Source organism: Kitasatospora sp. NPDC058170, from assembly GCF_042883905.1.
GTDB lineage: Bacteria > Actinomycetota > Actinomycetes > Streptomycetales > Streptomycetaceae > Kitasatospora.
Window position 1 is genome coordinate 185,008 of record NZ_JBHVUV010000007.1, and the last position, 19,802, is coordinate 204,809.

15 protein-coding genes are annotated in these 19,802 nt (G+C 72.7%); 10 read left to right on the forward strand and 5 right to left on the reverse strand.

Annotation, left to right across the window (positions count from 1 at the left end; genetic code table 11):
• Positions 1-94: 94 nt before the first annotated feature.
• The gene (locus ACFVVX_RS10635) at positions 95-868 is read left to right on the forward strand and encodes a hypothetical protein (protein ID WP_387943682.1); all 774 of its coding nucleotides are present in this window, start codon (positions 95-97) and stop codon (positions 866-868) included.
• A 113-nt stretch (positions 869-981) separates the two neighbouring features.
• Here the strand turns inward: ACFVVX_RS10635 and ACFVVX_RS10640 are convergent, their stop codons facing one another.
• Positions 982-2,178: a right-handed parallel beta-helix repeat-containing protein gene (locus tag ACFVVX_RS10640; RefSeq protein ID WP_387943684.1), complete on the reverse strand. Its 1,197-nt coding sequence runs from the start codon at positions 2,176-2,178 to the stop codon at positions 982-984.
• Positions 2,179-2,404: 226 nt separating this feature from the next.
• Between ACFVVX_RS10640 and ACFVVX_RS10645 the strand changes: the two genes are divergently transcribed.
• Both ACFVVX_RS10645 and ACFVVX_RS10650 read left to right on the forward strand, forming a co-directional pair.
• Complete coding sequence (locus ACFVVX_RS10645) at positions 2,405-3,640, forward strand: Dyp-type peroxidase (protein ID WP_387943686.1); 1,236 nt, start codon at positions 2,405-2,407, stop codon at positions 3,638-3,640.
• A gap of 174 nt (positions 3,641-3,814) precedes the next feature.
• Positions 3,815-4,537 (forward strand): phospholipid scramblase-related protein, encoded by a 723-nt coding sequence (locus tag ACFVVX_RS10650; RefSeq protein ID WP_387943687.1) that lies wholly within the window; start codon positions 3,815-3,817, stop codon positions 4,535-4,537.
• Positions 4,538-4,663: 126 nt separating this feature from the next.
• On the opposite strand, the gene ACFVVX_RS10655 is transcribed toward ACFVVX_RS10650, so the two are convergent.
• Complete coding sequence (locus ACFVVX_RS10655; protein ID WP_387943689.1) at positions 4,664-6,208, reverse strand: alpha/beta hydrolase; 1,545 nt, start codon at positions 6,206-6,208, stop codon at positions 4,664-4,666.
• A 218-nt stretch (positions 6,209-6,426) separates the two neighbouring features.
• On the opposite strand from ACFVVX_RS10655, the gene ACFVVX_RS10660 reads away from it, so the two are divergent.
• The gene (locus ACFVVX_RS10660) at positions 6,427-7,209 is read left to right on the forward strand and encodes a hypothetical protein (protein ID WP_387943691.1); all 783 of its coding nucleotides are present in this window, start codon (positions 6,427-6,429) and stop codon (positions 7,207-7,209) included.
• 150 nt (positions 7,210-7,359) lie between these two features.
• On the opposite strand, the gene ACFVVX_RS10665 is transcribed toward ACFVVX_RS10660, so the two are convergent.
• Positions 7,360-9,660, reverse strand: a complete 2,301-nt coding sequence (locus tag ACFVVX_RS10665) for an MMPL family transporter (RefSeq protein WP_387943693.1) — start codon at positions 9,658-9,660, stop codon at positions 7,360-7,362.
• 140 nt (positions 9,661-9,800) lie between these two features.
• Between ACFVVX_RS10665 and ACFVVX_RS10670 the strand changes: the two genes are divergently transcribed.
• On the forward strand, positions 9,801-10,475 hold the full coding sequence (locus tag ACFVVX_RS10670; RefSeq protein ID WP_387943695.1) for a TetR/AcrR family transcriptional regulator: 675 nt from the start codon (positions 9,801-9,803) through the stop codon (positions 10,473-10,475).
• A gap of 151 nt (positions 10,476-10,626) precedes the next feature.
• On the opposite strand, the gene ACFVVX_RS10675 is transcribed toward ACFVVX_RS10670, so the two are convergent.
• Entirely contained in the window at positions 10,627-11,655 is a 1,029-nt protein-coding gene (locus tag ACFVVX_RS10675; RefSeq protein ID WP_387943697.1) for a sporulation protein, read from the reverse strand.
• Positions 11,656-12,291: 636 nt separating this feature from the next.
• On the opposite strand from ACFVVX_RS10675, the gene ACFVVX_RS10680 reads away from it, so the two are divergent.
• The 3 genes from ACFVVX_RS10680 to ACFVVX_RS10690 all read left to right on the forward strand — a co-directional run bounded on the left by ACFVVX_RS10680 (position 12,292) and on the right by ACFVVX_RS10690 (position 15,602).
• Positions 12,292-13,803 carry a pyridoxal phosphate-dependent decarboxylase family protein gene (locus ACFVVX_RS10680; protein WP_387943699.1) on the forward strand — a complete coding sequence of 504 codons (1,512 nt, stop codon included), beginning with the start codon at positions 12,292-12,294 and terminating at the stop codon, positions 13,801-13,803.
• A 69-nt stretch (positions 13,804-13,872) separates the two neighbouring features.
• Entirely contained in the window at positions 13,873-14,808 is a 936-nt protein-coding gene (locus tag ACFVVX_RS10685; RefSeq protein ID WP_387943701.1) for a methyltransferase domain-containing protein, read from the forward strand.
• Complete coding sequence (locus tag ACFVVX_RS10690) at positions 14,805-15,602, forward strand: hypothetical protein (RefSeq protein ID WP_387943703.1); 798 nt, start codon at positions 14,805-14,807, stop codon at positions 15,600-15,602. The genes ACFVVX_RS10685 and ACFVVX_RS10690 overlap by 4 nt, the downstream gene beginning before the upstream one ends.
• A 24-nt stretch (positions 15,603-15,626) precedes the next feature.
• Here the strand turns inward: ACFVVX_RS10690 and argS are convergent, their stop codons facing one another.
• Positions 15,627-17,378 (reverse strand): arginine--tRNA ligase, encoded by a 1,752-nt coding sequence (gene argS / locus ACFVVX_RS10695; RefSeq protein ID WP_387943705.1) that lies wholly within the window; start codon positions 17,376-17,378, stop codon positions 15,627-15,629.
• A gap of 395 nt (positions 17,379-17,773) precedes the next feature.
• Here argS and ACFVVX_RS10700 point away from each other — a divergent pair, with 395 nt between their 5' ends.
• Both ACFVVX_RS10700 and ACFVVX_RS10705 read left to right on the forward strand, forming a co-directional pair.
• Entirely contained in the window at positions 17,774-18,760 is a 987-nt protein-coding gene (locus tag ACFVVX_RS10700; RefSeq protein ID WP_387943707.1) for an NAD-dependent epimerase/dehydratase family protein, read from the forward strand.
• A 120-nt stretch (positions 18,761-18,880) separates the two neighbouring features.
• Entirely contained in the window at positions 18,881-19,726 is an 846-nt protein-coding gene (locus ACFVVX_RS10705; RefSeq protein ID WP_387943709.1) for an alpha/beta fold hydrolase, read from the forward strand.
• Positions 19,727-19,802: the final 76 nt, after the last annotated feature.

The following is a 19,802-nucleotide window of genomic DNA, read 5'->3' on the forward strand; positions in this document are numbered from 1 at the left end:
AGAGCCCCGTAAGCCGGGAGCCCGCAAGCCGGAGCCCCGCAAGCCGGAGCCCCGCAAGCCGGAGCCCCGTAAGCCGGAGCCCCGGAGCGGGGTGGTGGCCGGCACCCGAGGGCCGCGTCGCCGGGCCGTCCGGCTCAGGGCCCTGGTCGCGCTCGTGGCGTGCGTCGTCGCCGCGGGTGGCGTCGTCGCCTACCGGACCGTCGCCGACGGCACCGGGGAGCGGGCGGTGACCGTCGACGAGGCCTCCCGGCTGGCCCTGTCGCGGCTGAACCTGTTCCAGGCCAGCCCGGTCACGGTGGCACTCACCGCCGCCGAGGGCGCGGGCGTCGAGGTCCGGGTCGAGGGCGTCGTGGACTACCGAAACCACCGGGGCGTGGGCCGCTACCGGGTCACCGGGGCCAGCGGCCCGCTCGACCACGGCCTGGTCGTCTGGGACGCCGGCGGCCTCGGGCTCGCCCCCGAACCGGCCGGTGCCGACGGCCCGGCCTGGCAGCAGGCCGAGCGCATCCCCCGGCAGGGCTGGTCCCCGCGCACCTACACGGCGGACCCACTGGACGCCGGACTCCAGCTGCTGGTCGAGCTCGGCGCCGACCGTCCGGACAACCCGCTGCTGCTCGCCCAGTCCGGGGCCCGTTGGCTCGGCAGCGACCGCCTGGACGGCCGGACCTACGACCGGTTCGCCGGCCCGCGCGCCCAGGGCGCGGCGCCCGACGGGGGGCGGTCGCCGCTGACCTACTGGGTCGACGGCGACGGCACGCTACGGCGGATGACGATGCGGATGCCGGGCCTGGGCACCCCGACCACGGTGGAGTTCGCCGGGCAGGACGCGGGCGCCAGGCTGCCCGAGGCGCCCTGGCTCACCGGCTGACCCCGGGCCGGCGGCCTTCGCCCCGTCGGGCGCCGCTCACCGCCGCCCCGCACCCCGTCGGCTGCCGCACCCCGGCGCCGCTCACCCCGCCGGCTGCCGCGTACCGCCACCGCTCACCCCGCCGGCCGCGCCGGGAGCACGTCGGCGTCCGTCGGGAGCGGGTACGCCCCCGGGTCCACCGCCCCCGGCAGGCCGGTCGCCGGGCGGCCGGGTACCGCCGGGTCGGGCAGTGACGGCTGCGCGGGCGGCGCCGGCACCCGGCTGAACGGGACACCGGGCGGGGCCTGCACCGGAGCCGTGCGGCCCGCGGGCAGCGGCCCGCGCCCCTGGCCGCCGCACCCCGCCGCGGCCTCCAGGCCGTCCGGGCTCTGCGTGGTGGGCCGGTTGCCGCCGAAGCAGTTGCCGGGGTCGGTAGAGGCGAGCACCAGGTCGGCGCCGTTGCCGTCCACCGTGTTGCCCTCGACCCGGTTGCCGCTCGCCGGGTGCCCCGGCGGGTCGGTGACGATCACTCCGGCCGCGCGGTTGCCCCGGACGAGGTTGCGCTCCACCCGGTTCGCGGTGCCGCCGCCGATCCCGATGCCGATACCGAAGCCCCCGTCCGCCTGCTCGGGAGTGTCGGCGGCGTTGTTGTCGACGACCACGTTGCCCGCGATCACCGCGCCGTGCTGCGGCGCCAGCGCCTCCAGGTCGTTGGAGTTGACCGTGACGCCGACCCGGTTGCCCGCCACGCGGTTGCCCAGGATCGACAGGCCGTCCGAGGCGTTGGTCAGTTCGACGCCGACCGCGTTGCGCTCCACGGTGTTGCCGCGCACCAACGTGTCGCAGGGCTTGCACTGGCCGACGTAGATGCCGGAGTCGGCGTGTCCGGAGGCGTAGGAGTCCTCGATCACGCCGGCGCGCGCGTCGAAGGCGTAGATGCCGTACAAGCCGTTGTTGTACGCCGTCACCCGCGTCGCGCGGAAGCCCTCCACGGGCGGGAAGCGGGCGGTGTCCAGCGGGTCGTACGCGGAACCGCCCGCGCCGCGCTGCTGGAGTTTCGCGTCGGTGACGCCGGTGAACAGGACGCCGTTGGCCAGGTAGCCGTGGACGGTGAGGTTCTCCACCACCGAGCCGGGGCCGGTGACGGTGATGCCGTTGGCCAGTTTCAGCCCGCCGTCGAACACCACGGTGGAGCGGTCCGTCCCGCGCACCACGATGTTGCGCCCGGTGACGTGCACGCTCTCGCGGTAGGTGCCGGGGCCGATCAGCACCGTGTCGCCCTCGCGTGCGACGTCCACGGCCCGCTGGACGGTGGGGAAGTCCTCCGGCACGCGGACCACGCTCCCGGCCGGGTGCCTGGCGTCGTCGGAGGCCGGCCCCGCGGAGGAGCACCCCGCGGCCAGGGCGGCGACGACGGCCAGAGCAGTCGCGGCCGCTACTGACCTGGGGTCCGTCTTCGAACTCCCGCCTGCTCGGCGGCGACGGACCCTGGAGGCTGACGGACGATCAGGCCGGATGATTTGCATGGCATGTGTTCTATCGTCTCCAATAGGGCGCATGCCCACCGAACCGGAAAACGAGCCGCCGTCGAGCCCGCCCGCCGCGCCCGGTCTCGGGAGGCGACGGGCGCTGCTGGCGGCCGGTGCGGTGCTCGCCGCCGGTGTCGGCGCGGCGGTCGGCGAACTGGCGGACGGCGAACTGGCGGACGGCGACCGCTCACCGGGTCGCGCCGCCGCGACGGGCGGCCCGCCGCCCGAGGCGCCGACCCCCTTCCACGGTGCCCGGCAGTCCGGTCTGACGGTCCCTCAGTTACCGGCGACGAAAATCGTCGCCTTCGACCTCCCGCCGACCTCCGCCGCCGCGGACCGGGAGGCCCTGCGCACCCTCCTCGCCGCCTGGACCCGCACCCTCGCCACGGCGACGGCCGGGTCCGGCCCCTCGTCCGACCCGCGCCTGCGAGCCGGCGGTGCCACCCGGATCACCTCGCTGGTCGGCCTCGGCCCCGCCCTCGCCGCCCGGTTGGGCCTCGCCGTCCCCGCCGCACTGGCCGAGCTGCCGCCGTTCCCCGGTGACCGCCTCGACCCGGCGCGCAGCGGCGGCGACCTGCTGCTCCAGCTCTGCGCCGCCGACCACTGGACGCTCGCCGTCGTCACCGAACTCGCCACCACGGCCGCCCAAGCGACCGGCGCCACACCCCGCTGGTCGCAGTCCGGCTTCCTGCCCGGGACGGAGCCGGGCGCCACTCCCCGCAACCTGTTCGGCTTCAAGGACGGCACCGCCAACCCGGACGAGGAGGCCGCCCGGCAGTGGGTCTGGGGCCCGCCGGGGCCCCACGAGAACGCCACCGTCCTGGTCTACCGGCGGATCCGGATGGACACCGCCGCCTTCGCCGCGCTCCCCGAGGAGAAGCAGAACCTCGCGATGGGTCGCCGGGCCGGCGACGGCGCCCCGCTGACCGGCACCGCCGAACACGACGAACCCGACCTCTACGCCAAGCACCCTGACGGCTCCTACGTCATCCCGGTCGCCGCCCACGTCCGCCTCACCGGCCCCCGCCTGGACGGCGGTGCCCGCATGCTCCGCCGGGGCTACAGCTACGACGACGCCCCCGGCGACCGCGGCCTGCTCTTCTGCGCGTTCATGCGCGACCAGGGCCAGTTCACCCGCGTCCAGGACCGCCTCGCCGCCCGCGACGCCCTCAACCCCTTCGTCGAACACACCGCCTCCGCCGTCGCCTACGTCCTCCCCGGCGCCCCGGAGGGTACGTCCCTGGGCGACCAGCTGTGGTCGTGACGCCCCGGGGCTTCCTGCGTGACATCGGTCACATCCCCCGCCGTCGGATGTCGGCCAACTGGCGCCCGGAGCAACCGAATCCGCAGGTCGGAGCCACAGTCGGAGTGCCGGACGCGCGGGGACCGTCCGAAACGATCTGGCTACCCGTGGAGGATTGACCTTAGCCTGCCCGCCATGTCCCAGAACACGAACACCCCCGGCTTCCCCGGGCAGTCGACCGCTCCGGTCGGCGACTCCGCCAAGGTGCAGCGCCAGGTACAGCAGCAGGCGGGCGTCGGACCGGTCTCCGGTGGCGGCGGCACCCTCTTCTCCGAGCCGGTCCTGGTGGTGAACCAGAAGGCCAAGCTGATCGAGCTGACCAACGAGTACGCGGTCTTCGACCAGCAGGGCGCCGCGCTGGGCTCGGTGGTCCAGGTCGGCCAGGGCGCCCTGCGCAAGGCGATACGGCTGCTCACCTCCCTCGACCAGTACCTGACCCACAAGCTGGAGATCCGCGACGCGCAGGGCACCCCGGTGCTGCTGCTGACCCGACCGGCGAAGTTCATCAAGTCGCGGGTGATCGTGCAGCGTCCGGACGGCCAGGAGGTCGGCCAGATCGTCCAGCAGAACGCCATCGGGAAGATCAACTTCGCGATGGAGGTCGGCGGGCAGAAGGTCGGCGCCGTCAAGGCCGAGAACTGGCGGGCCTGGAACTTCTCCATCGTCGACGAGACGGACACCGAGATCGCCCGGATCACCAAGACCTGGGAAGGCCTGGCGAAGACGATGTTCACCACGGCCGACAACTACGTGCTCCAGATTCACCGCCCGCTCGCCGACCCGCTGCTCAGCCTCGTCGTGGCGACCGCGCTGACCGTGGACACCGCACTGAAGCAGGACGCCCGCGGCCTCGGCTGACCGGCGCGCTCGGCCCACCTCACCGACTCGCCTTCTGCGCATCCTGCTTACGGTGTAGCGAGGCCTCGCGGCCGAGGCCTCGCTACACGACACCGCAGTCGCAGTTGCAGCCGCAGTGACTGACGCTCACGCGCCGGACGGTGGGGTGGCCGGGTCCGGGCTGCAGGAGAGGTCCTGGCTCGGCAGTGTGCCGGTGCTCAGGAAGCGGTCGGCGGCGGTCACCGCGCAGGACGGTACCGACCGGTCGTAGGCGCCGTGGTTGCCGCCGTCCACCGTGGCCATCCGGGCCCGCTTGCCGAGCGCCGCCCGCATGTCCAGCGCGCCGACCAGCGGCGTGGCCGGGTCCCGTTCGGTCTGCAGCAGCAGGATGTTCGCGGGGCCCCGGTCGGTGATCCGGACCGCGGGTTCCACCGGGGCCGGCCAGAACGCGCAGGGCCAGACGTTGGCTCCCATGCCGGCCACGATCGGGTTCTGCTGCCGGCTCTCGGCGACGTTCCGCTGGTAGCGGCCGAGGTCGCGCGGCGCCGGGGTGTCGCCGCAGAGCACCGCCGTCAGCGCGGCCACGTCGTTGTCGTCCGGGATGCCCGGGGTGCCCTTCGTCAGCCACCAGTACGGGACCGGACCGGCGCCGTCGTCCGCGAGGAAGCGCCACCAGTCGGCGATCTCCTGGAACAGCGCGGTGTGGTACGAGTCCAGCCGGTAGAGCGTGCGCCACAGGTTGCCGTTGACCGGCCCGGCCACCGGGTGGTTCACCGGTGTCCGGTCCAGCTTCGCGGCCAGGGCGAGGTAGTTGGCGCGTACGGCCGCCGGGGTGGCGCCGAACCGGAGGGTGGCGTCGCGCTCGGCCGCCCAGCGGGCGAAGTCCTCGAAGCGCAGCTCGCTCGCGTGGTCCCAGGTCGCGAGCCGGTCCTGCCAGGTGACGTTGGGGCTGACGTTGCCGTCCAGCACGAAGCGGTCCGTCCGCTCCGGGAACAGCTCGGCGTAGACGACGCCCAGGTAGGTGCCGTAGGACGCGGCGCGGTAGGAGATCCTCGGCTCGCCTAGCGCGGCCCGGATGCGGTCCAGGTCGCGCGCGGTGTTGGCGGTGGTGAGGTGCCGGATCTGCTCGCCGCCCAGGGCCAGGCAGTCGCGCGCCAGGTCGCGGGCGAAACGTACGTTGGGGGCGATCGAGCCGTCCGGCGCCGGGAACGGGAAGACCAGCTCGTAGGGCACCTCGGCGGCCGTCCGACCGCAGGTGACCGGCGTGCTGCGGCCGACCCCGCGCGGGTCGAAGCTCACCAGGTCGTACCGGTCCAGCACGTCCTGCGGGTAGCCGGCCTCCTGGGCGCTGGGCAGGTGCAGGCTGGCGATCCCCGGGCCGCCGCCGTTGTGCACCAGGATCCCGCGTCGCAGGCCCGGCTTGGCGGTGGGGAGCCTGGACACCGCGATCTCGATGGTTCGTCCGTGCGGCGCCCGGTAGTCCAGCGGCACCTTCAGCGTGGTGCAGCGCAGCCGCGGGTCCACCGGGGCCCCGGACGGGTCGGCCGGGCAGTCCGTCCACACCAGGCGTCGGGGCCGCTGCTCCGGCGCCGCTTCGGCTGCGCCGGCGCCGGCGGTCGCCCCGGCGAGGGCCAGCGCGAGCGCGGCGCCGACAGTTCTGAGCAGGCCGGTCAGTCGTGGTCTCGTCGCCATAGGTCTGGACCATAGGGGTGGCGCCGCCCGCTGTCATCCCCCTGTGGGGGTGCGGACTTGGCGCCCGGGCGGACCCGGTATCCGGTGCCGATGCCGCCCGTGGAGCACGGCCGGGAACGAGCAGGAACCGGTCCCGCTGTCCGCCCGTCATCTCCAGGGGGTGTTGCCACAGAGTTGACACCCCGACAGCTCTGCACCACCGAGGCCCGAGGAGATCCATGGTCGACACCGTCAGCTCACTGGCCACCCGCCTTCACGAAGTGCTGGTGGAGCTCCTGGCCAAGGGACCCGCCAGGGCGGGGACCAGGGGCCTCCACGATGTCGTTGCGCGCGCCACGGCGCTCGGCCCCGACGGCGCGTGGCTCGCCGCTGCGGGTCGTGCGAGCCTCGGTGGGCTGGCGTGCGAGCAGGGGGAGGCGGAACTGGCCGTGCTCCACTTCGAGGCCGCGGTGGCAGGGGGCTTCAACGACTGCGTGGCGCTCCACGTGACCTCCGCGCTCCCGCTGCACCGCGACCCCCGCTTCCGGGCCCTGTACGAGCGGATGCGTATCACCCAGGCCGACCTCGACGAGTACCTCTGGCTGCACCGGGAGATGTACATCATGGTGAGGGAGTCCCAGGACGCGAGCGTCGACAACATCGGCCGCCTCGACACCGGGGTGTCGCTGCTCGCGCAGGCCCCCATGCCGACTCGCGAACCGAACACCCGCGGCGTCCTGATCACCCGCATCGAGCTCGCCGCGGTCCAGACCGCTCTCCAACAGGCCGCCATAAAGGCGGAGTTCCAGCGCAGCGCCGGCAACACCAGCCTCGATCTCATCGACGGCTCGTGGGACCACCCCCGCGCCAGGCTCGACGCATGGCACGCCGACGAGCTGGAAACGCGGCGCCGGCAGGCCGCCCAGGCCCGGGCCTTCGTCGAACGCCCCGGTGTCGGTACCGCGCTCGTCCCCTGCCCGCCGCTGGGCTCGATCACCTACCCCTACCCCTACCCCGTCTGACAGGGGGCCGCACCGGCGTGGTGGCCGGTGCGGCCCCGTGATTGCCCCGACCGCCGCGAGTCGCGCGCATCCGATCCGGGTCACCGCGTTGGCAGACCGTACCGTCGGCGTCCCGCAGGGTCGGGGCACTGCCACGCCCAGGGACAGGACCTAGCCGACCACCGCCGGGGAGCGGGGCGCCGGGCTGGCGCCGGCCGGCTGGTAGGCCTCGCTGTGCCCCTCGACGTGGAGTTGGGGCAGACGGCGGTCCAGCCAGCTCGGCAGCCACCAGTTACCCTGCCCGAGCAGGTGCATCACGGCGGGTACCAGCAGCAGCCGGACCAGTGTGGCGTCGATCAGGATGGCCGACCCCATGCCGACGCCGATGACCTTGATCGGCAGGTCGGGGGACGGGACGAAGGCCGCGAACACGGCGACCATGATGGCCGCCGCCGCGGTGATCACCCGCGCGGTTCCCGCCAGCCCGCTGACGATGGACTCCGCGTTGTCGCCCGAGCGCAGCCAGGCCTCACGCATCCGGCTGACCAGGAACACCTCGTAGTCCATCGAGAGGCCGAACAGGACGGCGAAGGTCAGCACGGGGACGAAGGCGGGCAGCGGGGTGGGGTTGTCGATGCCGATCAGTCGGCCGGCGGTGCCGCCCCGCAGGACGAGGGCGACCACGCCGTACGCGGCCCCGACGGAGAGCAGGTTCATCGCGGCGGCCTTGAGGGCGACGGCCACGCTGCGGAAGGCCACGAGCAGCAGGAGCATCGACACCGTGACCACGCCGCCGACGAGCAGCGGGATGCGGCGGGCGATGTTGTCGGTGCTGTCGATCGCGCTGGCGGTCGCCCCGCCGACGTGCACCCGGACCCCGGGCCCGGCGGCGGCGGGGATGACGTGCTCGCGAAGGTCCCTGACCAGGGCCTTGGTCGCGGTGCTCTGCGGACCGCTGTCCGGAACGACGGTCAGCAGCAGCGAACGGCCGTCCGCGCCGGGCACCGGAGGGGTGACGGCCGCGACGCCGGGCGCCGCCCGCAGTGCGGTCGGCAGCGCGGCCGCCGCGTCGGCGGGGGCACCGGGCGCCAACTCGGCGACCAGGACCAGCGGCCCGTTGCTGCCCGGACCGAAGCCGGCGGCCACCGTGTCGTACGCCAGCCGGTTGGAGCGCCCGGCGGGGTCGTTGCCCGCGTCGGGGAAGCCGAATCGCACGCCGAGGAACGGCGCCGCGAGCGCCAGCAGCACGACGACCCCGGTGACGGCGCCGAGGACGCGGTGACGCTCGACCAGCCTGCTCCAGCGCAGCCAGCCGGCGCTCACCGAGCTCCCGCCCTGGGTGGCGCGGCGCCGGGGCAGGGGCAGCCGCAGGCGCTCGATGTGCCGCCCGAGGTAACCGAGCAGGGCGGGGAAGAGGGTGGCGGACGCGGCGATCACGACCAGCACGGAGAGGATGGCCGCGACCGCGGCGCCGCGCATGAACGACAGGCCCATCGCGAACAGTCCGAGCATGCTGACCACCACGGTCATCCCGGCGACCACGACCGCGCGGCCGGCGGTGTCCAGCGCGGCGACCGTGGCGGCCTCGGGTGCCAGCCCCTCGGCGCGCCACTCGCGGAACCGGGTGACCAGGAGCAGCGCGTAGTCGATGCCGACGCCGATGCCGAGCATCGCGGCGAGCGAGGTCGACCAGTCCGGTACCGGCATGACCGCCGCGAGGACCGGCAGCAGGGTGCTGCTCACCGCGAGCCCCCCGAGCGCGGTGAGCAGCGGCAGGCCGGCGGCCACGACCGATCCGAAGGTGGCGACCAGGATCAGGGTGGCGGCCGCCACGCCGATGGCCTCCGAGCCGATCGCGCCCTGCTCGGCCTGCTGGACCGTCATGCCCCCGAGGTGGACGTGCAGCCCGCCGTCGGCCGGTCCGCCGTCGGCCGGTCGGGCGAGGTCGAGCAGCCGGTGGGTGTCCGCCTTGGGCATGTCGGGAGCATTGGCGACGTCGAGGTGGATCTGCCCCAGGGCGGTGCGGCCGTCGGCCGACACCTTGCCGCGCGGACCGTACGGGTCGTCGATGCCGCTGACGTGCGGCACGCCGGCCATCCGGGCGAGCAGGTCCTGGACCCGGGCGCGGGTCGCGGCGTCGGTCACGCCGCCGTCGGAGGACAGCACCAGGCTGATCGCCTCGCCGCCCAGCCCGGGGAAGTCCCGCGCCAGCAGTTGCTGGGCCTGCTTGGAGTCCGAGCCGGGGGCGGAGTAGTCCGCGCTGTACTTCGCGCCGAGGCCGGCAGAGAGTCCGACGGCCACCCCGGCGGCGAGCAGCCACAGCAGCACCGTGCGGCCCCGGTTCCGGAAGCTCCAGCCGGCTATTCGGCCGAGCGGGCCGGGTTTGTGCGGGCCGGGTTTGTGCGGGCCGGGTCTGTGCGACCCGGTGTCACCGGCGGCCGTCCGCCGATCGCCGCGCGGTCCCTGGGGCATGGGGTCCTCCGTACGTCGTGGGGGGGCCTCCGCCCCGGTGAAGCGTTACGCTTCATAACGATTCTTATGGAGCGTAACGTTTCCGTCGATGGGTACGTTTGCCAACGCTGTGACTGCTGCACGGAGCCGATGGAGATGCGATGACGGGTGGGTCGACCGAGGTGAGCGGAGGGCGGAGCCGCCGTGAGCGGGTGCGGGCCGGCACCGTGGAGGAGATCAAGCACGCGGCGCTGGGCCTGATCGTCGAGCACGGCAGCGCGAACCTCCGCTTCACCGACATCGCCCGGAGCATGGGGATGACCCCGCCCGCGATGTACCGCTACTTCGCCGACCGGGACGAACTGCTGACCGCCCTGGTCGCCGACTCGTACGACAGCCTGTCGGACGCGCTGACGGCGACCCGGGACACCGTGTCGCCGGACGATCTGGACGGTCGCTTCCTGGCCACCTGCACGGGCTACCGCACCTGGGCGCAACGGAATCCGGAGCGGTTCGCCCTCATCTTCGGATCCCCGGTGCCCGGGTACGCGGCCCCACCGGAGGGCCCGACCGTGGTGGCCGGTCGGCGGGCGATGGAGCACATGGTCGAGCTCGTCGCGGACACGGCCGAGCGCGGCCGGCTCGGCAGCCCGCTGGTACCCGACGCCGAGGAGGCGATGATGCTGGCCTGGGCCACCGTGCACGGCTTCGTCGCCCTCGAGGCGTACGGCCACTTCGCCGCCCTCGGCCAGGAGGCGGCCGACCGCCTCTTCACCGTCCAGGCGCGCCTCGCCGCGCGCACCGCAGGCCTCGCGCCGCCCGCGGACCAGCCGTGATCAAGGCAGGCCCGGCTCTCGTCCGGTCGGCGTAGCACCAGGCCACTGCCGCACGGCAGCTGCTGCCAGTCCTGGCGGCCTGGTACCGGTGACGCGGCCGGGTACCGGTGACAGGGTGTTCGACGCGCCGACGGACTCCGGTGAGCCAGTGTCAGGAGGCGGCGAGCTCAGTGCGGGTGTGACGGATGAAGTCGATCACGCGGGGCTCTCGCTTCCACTGGTCCAGGGCGCTGACCAGGTCGAGGACGTAGCCACGGGCGCGGGCGGACCGTACTCGGCCGAGTACCGCGACGGCCTCGTGGCCCATGGCGAGGCCCTGATCGAGGTCGCGCTGCTGGAGGTGGGTGGTGCCGAGCACGGCGAACCTGATGCCGACGGCACGGGTGTAGCGGCCGGCCGGCATGGCGTCGGCGAGCTGGTTCCAGGAGAAGGCGGCCCGGGGGTTGCGCAGGTCGCGGAAGATCTCAGTGGCGTCGGCCGAGATCCGTTCGTGGGAGAAGTAGGAGAGCCAGTCCGGGTCGTTGCTTCCGGGGTGGATGCTCTCCACCAGCTCCTCCGACTGCCGGAGAGCCGAGGACGCCCCTGCGGCGTCGCCGAGCCTGGCGTACGCGCGGGCCTCCGCAAGTTTCGCGAAGGCCAGCACCCGGGGAGCCGCCACTCCCTTGCCGCGTTCATAGGCCCCCTGGGCCATGTCGACGGCCTGGTCGGGATTGCCTGCCAGAAAGGTCTGGAGGGCCATGGTCGCCAAGATGTACGACCCGGCCTGGATGTCGCCGCCGGCTCGGGCGAGGGCCAGAGCCTGGAGGAAGTAGCGCTGGGCGGCATCGTGCTGCCCGATGTCGAACGCGCTCCATCCGACCACCCTGGACAGCTCGGCGGTGGCGGAGAACAGCTCCTTGCCGATCGCCTCCGAGTAGGTGCCGTTCAACAGCGGCGCGGCCTGATGGGTGAGGCACTGACTGACGGAGGAGGACTTCCAGTGGCCACCACCGAACTTGCTGTCGTGGAGTCGGGCGTCGTCGGCCGCAGCCCACAGCTCCTCGACGTCGCGCTGCCCGACGAGCCGGCCGCCGCGGTGTGCTGCCGGGCTGGTGGCCGGAACGGCCAGCCACCGCGTGACCGGGGTGGTGTAGGCGGAGGCGGCGAAGCCGGCACCGCTGAGGAACTGACGACGTTGCACGTTTCTCCAGTAGGTGACAGCGCCGCGCACGGCGGTGGTCGGATCCCTCGGGAAATCCAACCCCATCGTCGCCAGCGGATCGTGCACCCCGTCCATGCCGATGTCGGCCTCGCTGACCGGCCGACCGAGACGTTCGGCCAGCGCAGTGGCCACGAGAGCGGGAATCGGCTGCTTCGGAGGAAGCCCCCGGAGCCAGCGAAGGACACTCGTATGGGTGTACCGCCGTGTCAGCCCCGCCCCGTGCGCGAGCTGGTTGACCCGGTGGGCCAACGCCTTACGGCTGTACCCGGACGCCTCGAAGAGCCGGGCAAGATCGGCGTTCTCTTCGTGCTGCCGCGTTGCTTCCAAGGCACTCTCCTGCCTGGCGTTCACCCCGGATCACGATCCGCGAGGTGCGAGACGCCAGCGTAGACCCCAACTCCACTGCTGGTGAACCTCCTTCGGGTCCAATGAACCCCCCTCGTGAACCTCCTCCCGGTGAGCGTTCAGCGCTTTCCTGGTCCTCCCGCCACACGACGGATCGCCCGACGCGGCGACTTCCGCTGAGGACCGCTCGTCCCGGCCCCAGCGCCCTCGTGCCACGGCACAGCGCGCAGCCTCTCGGCTGCCGACCCCGGCTCCACTTCGGAGGCACCGATGACTGCAATGCCTGACCTGGACCACGCTCCACGCCACCTGACCGCCGAGCACCGCGAGCAGCTGCTCGCCCTGTTCACCCAGGTTCTCGACGTTGGACTGGACTTCAAGCTGCAGGACCGGGTATTCGGCGCCCGGCGCCCGCCGACCCAGCTGCGGGACCGGCTGCTCACCGCGCTGCCCGAGGACGGCAGCCCGATCAAGACGGTCCTCGACGAGTTCGTTCGTGACGTCCTGCCCGAGTGCAAGAACGAGAACAGCCCGTACTTCCTGGGCTTCGGCGACACGGGAGACGACGTGGCGGCCATCTGTGGCGGCCTGCTCGCGCTCCTCACCCAGCAGAACCTGATCAACCAGAGCTTCGACTCCCCGACCGCCACCTTCGTCGAGATAGCAGTGCTTCGCTGGCTGCGTGAACTCCTCGGCTACCGCATCCCGCCGACCGACCGGACCGAGTCGGTCTGGGACGTCGGTGGTTGCGTCACCCATGGCGGCACGCTGAGCAACACCGTCGCAATGATGCTCGCCCGGGAGCACCGCACACCCGGGACGATGGATCGGGGCATCACCGACCCCTCCCGTCTGTCGATCGTGGTGCCGCGCGGCATCGGCCACTACAGCGTCAAGAGCGCCATGGCGTGGATCGGCTGCGGCTCGTACCTCGTCGAGGTCGACACCGTCGGCTTCCGGTACGACCTGCGCGCGCTGGAGCGAGCGTTGCGGGAGAAGGCCGGCACGGTCATGGCTGTCATCGCCTACGCCGGTGACAGCCGCACCCACACGGTCGAGGACCTGCGCGGGGTCCACGACCTCGTGCGCTCGGTCGACGACAGCATCTGGCTGCACGCCGACGCCTGCTGGGGGCTGGCCTGCGCACTGACCGGCACACTTGCGCACAAGATCGCCGGGATCGGCGGCTACGACAGCATCACGGTCGACCCGCACAAGGTCATGGGCATCCCCTACGCCATGAGTGCTCTGCTGGTCCGTGATCCGCAGCACATGCGGATGGTCGCCAGCTACTCCGATCTGATCATGCAGGAGGACTTCGCGATCGGGCAGACCACTCCTTTCATCGGTTCGAAGGCGTGGATGTCACTGAAGCTCTGGATGATGATCAAGGCGTACGGCCGCGCCGGGCTGGCCGCCATGATCGACCGGAGGCTGGCCACCACCCGGCGCTTCACCGAGCTGGTCGACGCCTCGCCGCGGCTTGTGCGTCTGAACGAGCCGGACCTGACCGCGGTGGCGTTCATGTACATCCCCACCGGCACGGACCAGGCTGCACCCGACGTCGAGCGGATCAACGCCGTCAACAAGGCGATTCACCGGCGGATGCTCGACGAGGGCACCTGGCACCTGCACCAGTTCACCCTCCCGGACGACGGGACCTTCCGGGCCGGAGCCATCCTGCACCCGCTCCGGTTCATGGGCCAGAACCTGCGGATCGAGGACCACCACCTGACCGGCCTACTCGACTACGTCACCGCCCTGGGCCGCGAGTTCGAATAGCCCGAGTCGCCACCACCTGCGCGCCGCACAGCGGCGCGCACCCCCTCCACCGCCACGAAGGGAAGCAGCATGCCCGCGACGCCCGAGGACTTCCGAGAGATCTACCAGGCTGCCGGCCTCTACGACCGGCTGCTCCTGCCGCACTACTTCGACGGGGCCGGGGACACCGACCTCGTCCGCCGGGTGATGGAACGCCACTACGGACTGCCCGACGGCGATCCGGCGCTGCGGGTTGCGGAGCTGGGCTGCGGCACCGGCCGCGTGAGCGCCTGCCTCGCTCCGTACGCCCGGTACCTGCGCGCCACCGACTACAGCAGCACCATGATCGACACCTTCCGGGCCCGCTACCCGGAGGCCGAGGCGCTGCAGCAGGAGACCACAGTGTCGGTCCGCCGGATGCTGGACGACGGCATGGCCGGATCCTTCGACATCGTCGGAGCGTTCTGGTCGCTCAGCTATCCGCTGACGGACTTCTTCGAGGAACTGGGCGCCGCCGGCATCGTTCCCCGGGCCGATCGCGCCCACGCACGGGCCGAAGCCGGCAGCCTGGTGCGCGACATCCTGCGCCTGCTGGCACCAGGCGGCCACTTCCTGGCCCTGTTCTTCGACTCCGAGACCCCCGAGCAGCAGTTGGTGACCCGAGCCTGGGGGAAGGTCGCCCCGTTCCCCGGCACCGGTCGCGGCTACAGCCGTGAGATTCTCCTCGCCGAACTCCAGTACGCCGAGGCTCAGGGGCAGGGGCGCCTGAACGTCTCGCGGCACGGTGGCATCGCCGTCGCGCCGGACCAGGCCGCCGCCAGGGCCTGGTTCGCCACCGTGCATATGAAGTCCCTGCCCGCCCTCGTGGACGACCCGAAGGTGCACGACGAAGTCGACGCCTTCGTCGATCGCCACACCCGGCCCGGCGGAACGGTGTTCATCCCGACCGGCGCCTACCTGATCGACTTCTGGGCCGGGTCGACCGACCGCCACCTCCCGCCTCTGCGAACCGCGGACGCCCTATGAGCGGCGACGGCTGGGTGTCGCGCCCGCGAAGTGTCGCGTCGTGCGAGGTTCTGGCCGAAGCCGTCGCCCTGCGCGCCGCCCACCTCGGCACCGGTGGGTACGGGGTGGCCTACGGCTCGCACACTGACGGCAGCGCTGGACCCACCTCCGACCTGGACCTGCTCCTGGTCGGCACCGAACCGCTGCTCCCGGAGCGGATGCGCACCCTGGCCGACGACGTGATCAGCCTCCACCGCCGCCACGGTCTCGGCCTCGACAGGGAGGTGTCCTACGACAGCAAGCTCCATGCCACCACCGGCCAGGTTGACCAGGCGACCTGGCTCAGAGGCTTCACCCTCACCGCGGACGGCGACATCGCCGTGGAGCCGGTGGTCGCCGAGCCCTGGTTCCTCGAATCCCCGGCGTTCAAGCTCCGGCTCATCCTCAACGCCCTGACTGTCCCGCACGTCTTCCTCGGCGGCGACGTGGCCCTCTACGAGCACCACCGCACCCGGGCCGAACGCGCCACTGCCCTCCTCGCACTCGCCCTGCTGGGCGACCGGGAGGAGACCACCGTCGGCGACGCCGTGGCCGTCCTGCGGGGCGACCCCGCCGGGCCGCACGGCGAGGACTTCCTCGGCCATACCGAGCGAGCCGGTCGGGCACCGGCCCTCTTTTCTGCGCTCCAGCGCGCCCTGGGAGCGCTGGAGCGCGAAGGCGTCATCAGCACCTGCGACGGCGTGCTGATCCGCCAGTACGCCGACCGCAGGCGGGCATTGCTGCGGGAACTGGTGTCGCCCGCGGTGGGCGGGTAGCCGCATCCACCGTCAGAGCGGCGGTTACATCCGGTCCGGGGCCTGCAGACCCAGGAGGTCCAGGCCCCGGGCCAGTGTCAGAGCCGTCAGGCGGCACAGCGCGAGCCGGTTCGCCCGGATCCCAGGCGTCTCGGCCTTCAGAACCGGGCACGCCCCGTAGAAGTCGGTCAACGCCTTCGCCAACGAGAAGAGAAAGCCGCACAGCCGGTGCGGCTCCAGCTCCCGGGCCACCTCGCGCAGTGTCGCGTCGAAGCCGTCGAGTGCCAGGACCAGGGCCCGTTCGGCCGGGTGCAGCGCCAGCGAGGTGTCCAGCGGCACCTTCAGTGCCTCCCTCGGGGCCTTGCTCAGGATCGTCCGGACCCGGGCGTGCGCGTACTGCATGTAGACGCCGGTGTTGCCCTGGAGCGCGACCATCTGGGCGATGTCGAAGACGTAGTTCTTCGCGCGTGAGGTGGAGAGGTCGGCGTACTTCACCGCGCCGATCCCGGCCGCCTGGATCACCTGCTCCAGAGCCTCGCCGCCCAGGTCGTGCGGCTTGTCGGCCATCGCGTGGCGCGCCCCCTCAACTGCCGCGTCCAGCAGCTCCGAGAGCCTCACCGTGCCGCCGGAGCGGGTCTTGAACGGGGTGCCGCCCGGGCCCATCACGGTGCCGAAGGGGACGTGGACCGCCTCGACCGCGTCGGTCAGCCAGCCGGCCCGGCGGGCGGTGGCGAATACCATCTGGAAGTGCAGCGCCTGCCGGGCGTCGACCACGTACAGGACCCGGTCCGCCTCCAGCGTCCGGATCCGGTGCCGGATGGTGGCCAGGTCGGTGGCGGCGTACCCGTACCCGCCGTCCTTCTTCCGGACGATCAGCGGCGCAGGCCCTCCGTCAGGGCCGGTGACGTCGTCGAAGAACACGCACAGCGCCCCGTCGCTGTCCACTGCGATGCCGGCGTCGACCAGCTCCTGTACGACCTCCTCCAGGTACGGGTTGTACATCGACTCGCCCGCGGAGTCCTCCTCCGTGAGCAGCACACACAGCCGGTCGTACAGCTGTTGGAACGCCCGGGTGGATACCGCGACCAGCTCACGCCACACCGACAGTGTCGCCTCGTCGCCCGCCTGCAGGGCCACCACCCGGCGCCGGGCCCGCTCGACGAACGCGGGATCGGCCTCGAACACCTGCCGCGCCGCCCGGTACAGCCCGTCCAACACGGAGACCTGCTCGCCCGCGTCGGCGCCCTGCCACCGCACCTCGGGGTGCTCGTCGATGTACTGGATCAGCATCCCGAACTGCGTGCCCCAGTCGCCCAGATGGTTCTGCCGTACGACGTCACCGCCCAGGAAGGACAGCACCCGCACCAGGGAGTCCCCGATCACCGTGGTGCGCAGATGCCCGACGTGCATCTCCTTGGCGATGTTCGGGCCCGAGTAGTCGATCACCGCACGGGTACCTGCCAGCGGCTCGCCCACCCCGAGCCGGTGATCGGCCAGCCGGGCCTCCACCTGCCGCCACAGCTGTGCGTCGTCCACCGACAGGTTGAGGAAGCCCGGCCCCGAGAGCGTCGAGGACACCACGCCGCCCGCCAGCTCCCGCTGAAGGTCCTCGGCCAGCTCCCGAGGCGGCCTCCCGGCCGACTTCGCCAGGAACAGGGCGACGTTCGACTGGAAGTCGGCGTGCTCGGAGGGTCGGACGAGGGGGTCTCGCTCGGACAGCTCGCGCGGCAGGACGCGGGCCATGGCCCCCGACACGGCGTTCTCCGCAAGGCCCATCGCCGCAAGTACCTCAGTCACGGGAAATCCCTCTCCGGCGCGGACTCTCGATCCGCCGCCAACTCACACAGACGGTAGTGGCGCTGACTGAGCGTGGTCGAATGGTTTTAGCGCCACCCAGGGCCCCAGTGCCTTGTCGGGCGGCAGTTCTCCTTCGGCCACCGGCCGAGTGGGAGTTGCCTTGACGACCGCGGGCTGCGGTGTGAGGCCCTCGATGGCGCGGATGACGTACCTCTGGCAGGGGCCGAGTCCGTTGGCCGACGGCGTGAGCCGGGATCTGCTGCTGCGGAACGACCCGAACCCGGGGGTGGAGAACGGTCCGCCGGACACTGCCGGTTCGGATTCAGCTGACGGCGATTCTGCTGATGGCGGATGGGGGTGGACCGATCGGTGGCCCGGTGCGGACAGTGGGTGGCATGCGACTTCTCATGCTCGGCGGTTCCGGTTTCGTCGGACGCGCCATTGTCAACGAGGCCCTGTCCCGCGACTGGGATGTGACCCTGCTCCACCGCGGCAACCGTCGGCCGCCGGCGGGAGCCGCCGTCCTCCGGGGCGACCGGACCGCGCCCGACGGGCTGGCCGCGCTCGGGGCCGGGGAGTGGGACCTGGTCGTGGACACCTGGTCCGCGCGGCCCTCGGCGGTCCGGGACGCGGCGGACGCGCTCGCGAAGCGCGCCGGTCGGTACGTGTACGTCTCCAGCGGCTCCGTGTACGCCGACCCGGTCGACCACAGTGCCGCCGAGAACGGCGTCCTGCTGGACGGTTCGCCCGACGACGGCGACGTCCCCTATCCGCAGGCCAAGCGCGGCGGGGAGCTCGCCGTCACCGGTGCGTTCGGCGAGGACCGGTCGCTGCTGCTGCGCGCCGGCCTCATCCTCGGTCCGGGCGAGGACGTCGGGCGGCTGACCTGGTGGCTGGACCGGATCGCCCGTGGCGGACCGGTGCTCGCCCCCGGCCCGCGCGACCTGCCGCTCCAGTACGTCGACACGCGCGACCTCGCCGTCTGGGCCCTGGACGCCGCCGTGCGCGGGCTGTCGGGCCCGTACAACCTGGTGAGCAGGCCCGGTCACGCCACCATGGGGGAGCTCCTGGAGTCGTGCGTGGCCGCGACCGGATCGGATGCGGAGCTGCGCTGGACCGACCCCGAGCGGATCGCCGCCGCCGGGATCGCACCGTGGACGGAGCTGCCGATCTGGGCACCGCCGGGCGAGCTGCACGAGTTCCTGTACGGCGCCGAGACTTCCAAGGCGTTCGCGGACGGGCTGCGCTGCCGGCCGGTCGCCGAGACCGTCGCCGACACGTGGGAGTGGCTGAAGGGGCTGGGCGGAGTCTCGCCGCAGCGTCCCGACCGCCCGGTCCTGGGGCTGGCCCCCGAATCCGAGGCCGCCGCCCTGCGCGGTTGACGCCGTCGCCGCCGGCAGGCGTCGTCGTCCCACCGGCGAACGCCCGCCTCCGGCGGCCTCCCCGGCGTGCTCGACACTGCTCCAACTCCACGATGACACCGCTCACCTGCTGGGATCACCATGCCTACTCTCACTGCGCCCGACGGCACCGAGCTCGCCTACCGGGTCCTCGGGGACGGCGCCGGCGCCCCCCTGGTCTGCCTGCCGGGCGGGCCGATGCGGGACTCCGCCTACCTCGGCGACCTCGGGGGCCTCCCCGCGCACCGGCGGCTGATCGTGGCCGACCAGCGGGGCGCCGGGCTGTCCGCGACACCGGAGGACCCCGGCTCCTACCGCTGCGACCGCCTGCTCGGGGATGTCGAGGCGCTGCGCGAACACCTCGGCCTCGACCGGATGGACCTGCTCGCGCACTCCGCCGCCGCCAACCTCGCCGTGCGGTACGCGGAGCAGTACCCGCACCGCGTCGGCCGGCTCGTCCTCGTCACGCCCGGCACCGGCGCGGTCGGCCTGGAGATCGACGGCGACGACCGCCGCGAGGTCGCGGGGCTCCGCAGGGGAGAGCCCTGGTTCCCGGCGGCGTCGGCCGCATTCGACGCGATCGACGCCGGCGAGGCCGCGGACGCCGACTGGGTGACCATCGCGCCGTTCCTCTACGGCCGTTGGGACGGGACGGCGCAGTCCCACCGGGCGGCCGAGGAGGCCCAGTGGAACGCGGCGGCGGCGGAGGTCTTCGGATCGGAGGGAGCCTTCGATCCGGGCGCCACCCGGGCGGCGCTCGCCGTGCTCGACACGCCCGTCCTGGTGCTCGCCGGGGAGTTCGACCTGGCCTCGCCCCCGCAGGTGGTGGCCCGCTTGGCCGCGCTGTTCCCGCGTGCCGAGTTCGTCGTCCAACCGGGCGCGGGCCACTACCCCTGGCTGGACGACGCCGACGGGTTCGTGTCGACTGTCGTGGGGTTCCTGGGCTGATACGTCCTGGGCTGACACGCTCCTGGACTGATACGTCCTGGGCTGACACCGCGCGCAGGACACGCGCGGTGCAGGA

Coding starts and splice junctions, on each gene's coding strand:
- ACFVVX_RS10665 (WP_387943693.1), bottom strand. CDS start 9,660: ATGCCCCAGGGACCGCGCGGCGATCGGCGGACGGCCGCCGGTGACACC.
- ACFVVX_RS10650 (WP_387943687.1), top strand. CDS start 3,815: ATGTCCCAGAACACGAACACCCCCGGCTTCCCCGGGCAGTCGACCGCT.
- ACFVVX_RS10685 (WP_387943701.1), top strand. CDS start 13,873: ATGCCCGCGACGCCCGAGGACTTCCGAGAGATCTACCAGGCTGCCGGC.
- ACFVVX_RS10690 (WP_387943703.1), top strand. CDS start 14,805: ATGAGCGGCGACGGCTGGGTGTCGCGCCCGCGAAGTGTCGCGTCGTGC.
- ACFVVX_RS10670 (WP_387943695.1), top strand. CDS start 9,801: ATGACGGGTGGGTCGACCGAGGTGAGCGGAGGGCGGAGCCGCCGTGAG.
- ACFVVX_RS10660 (WP_387943691.1), top strand. CDS start 6,427: ATGGTCGACACCGTCAGCTCACTGGCCACCCGCCTTCACGAAGTGCTG.
- ACFVVX_RS10645 (WP_387943686.1), top strand. CDS start 2,405: ATGCCCACCGAACCGGAAAACGAGCCGCCGTCGAGCCCGCCCGCCGCG.
- ACFVVX_RS10700 (WP_387943707.1), top strand. CDS start 17,774: ATGCGACTTCTCATGCTCGGCGGTTCCGGTTTCGTCGGACGCGCCATT.
- ACFVVX_RS10680 (WP_387943699.1), top strand. CDS start 12,292: ATGACTGCAATGCCTGACCTGGACCACGCTCCACGCCACCTGACCGCC.
- ACFVVX_RS10705 (WP_387943709.1), top strand. CDS start 18,881: ATGCCTACTCTCACTGCGCCCGACGGCACCGAGCTCGCCTACCGGGTC.
- ACFVVX_RS10655 (WP_387943689.1), bottom strand. CDS start 6,208: ATGGCGACGAGACCACGACTGACCGGCCTGCTCAGAACTGTCGGCGCC.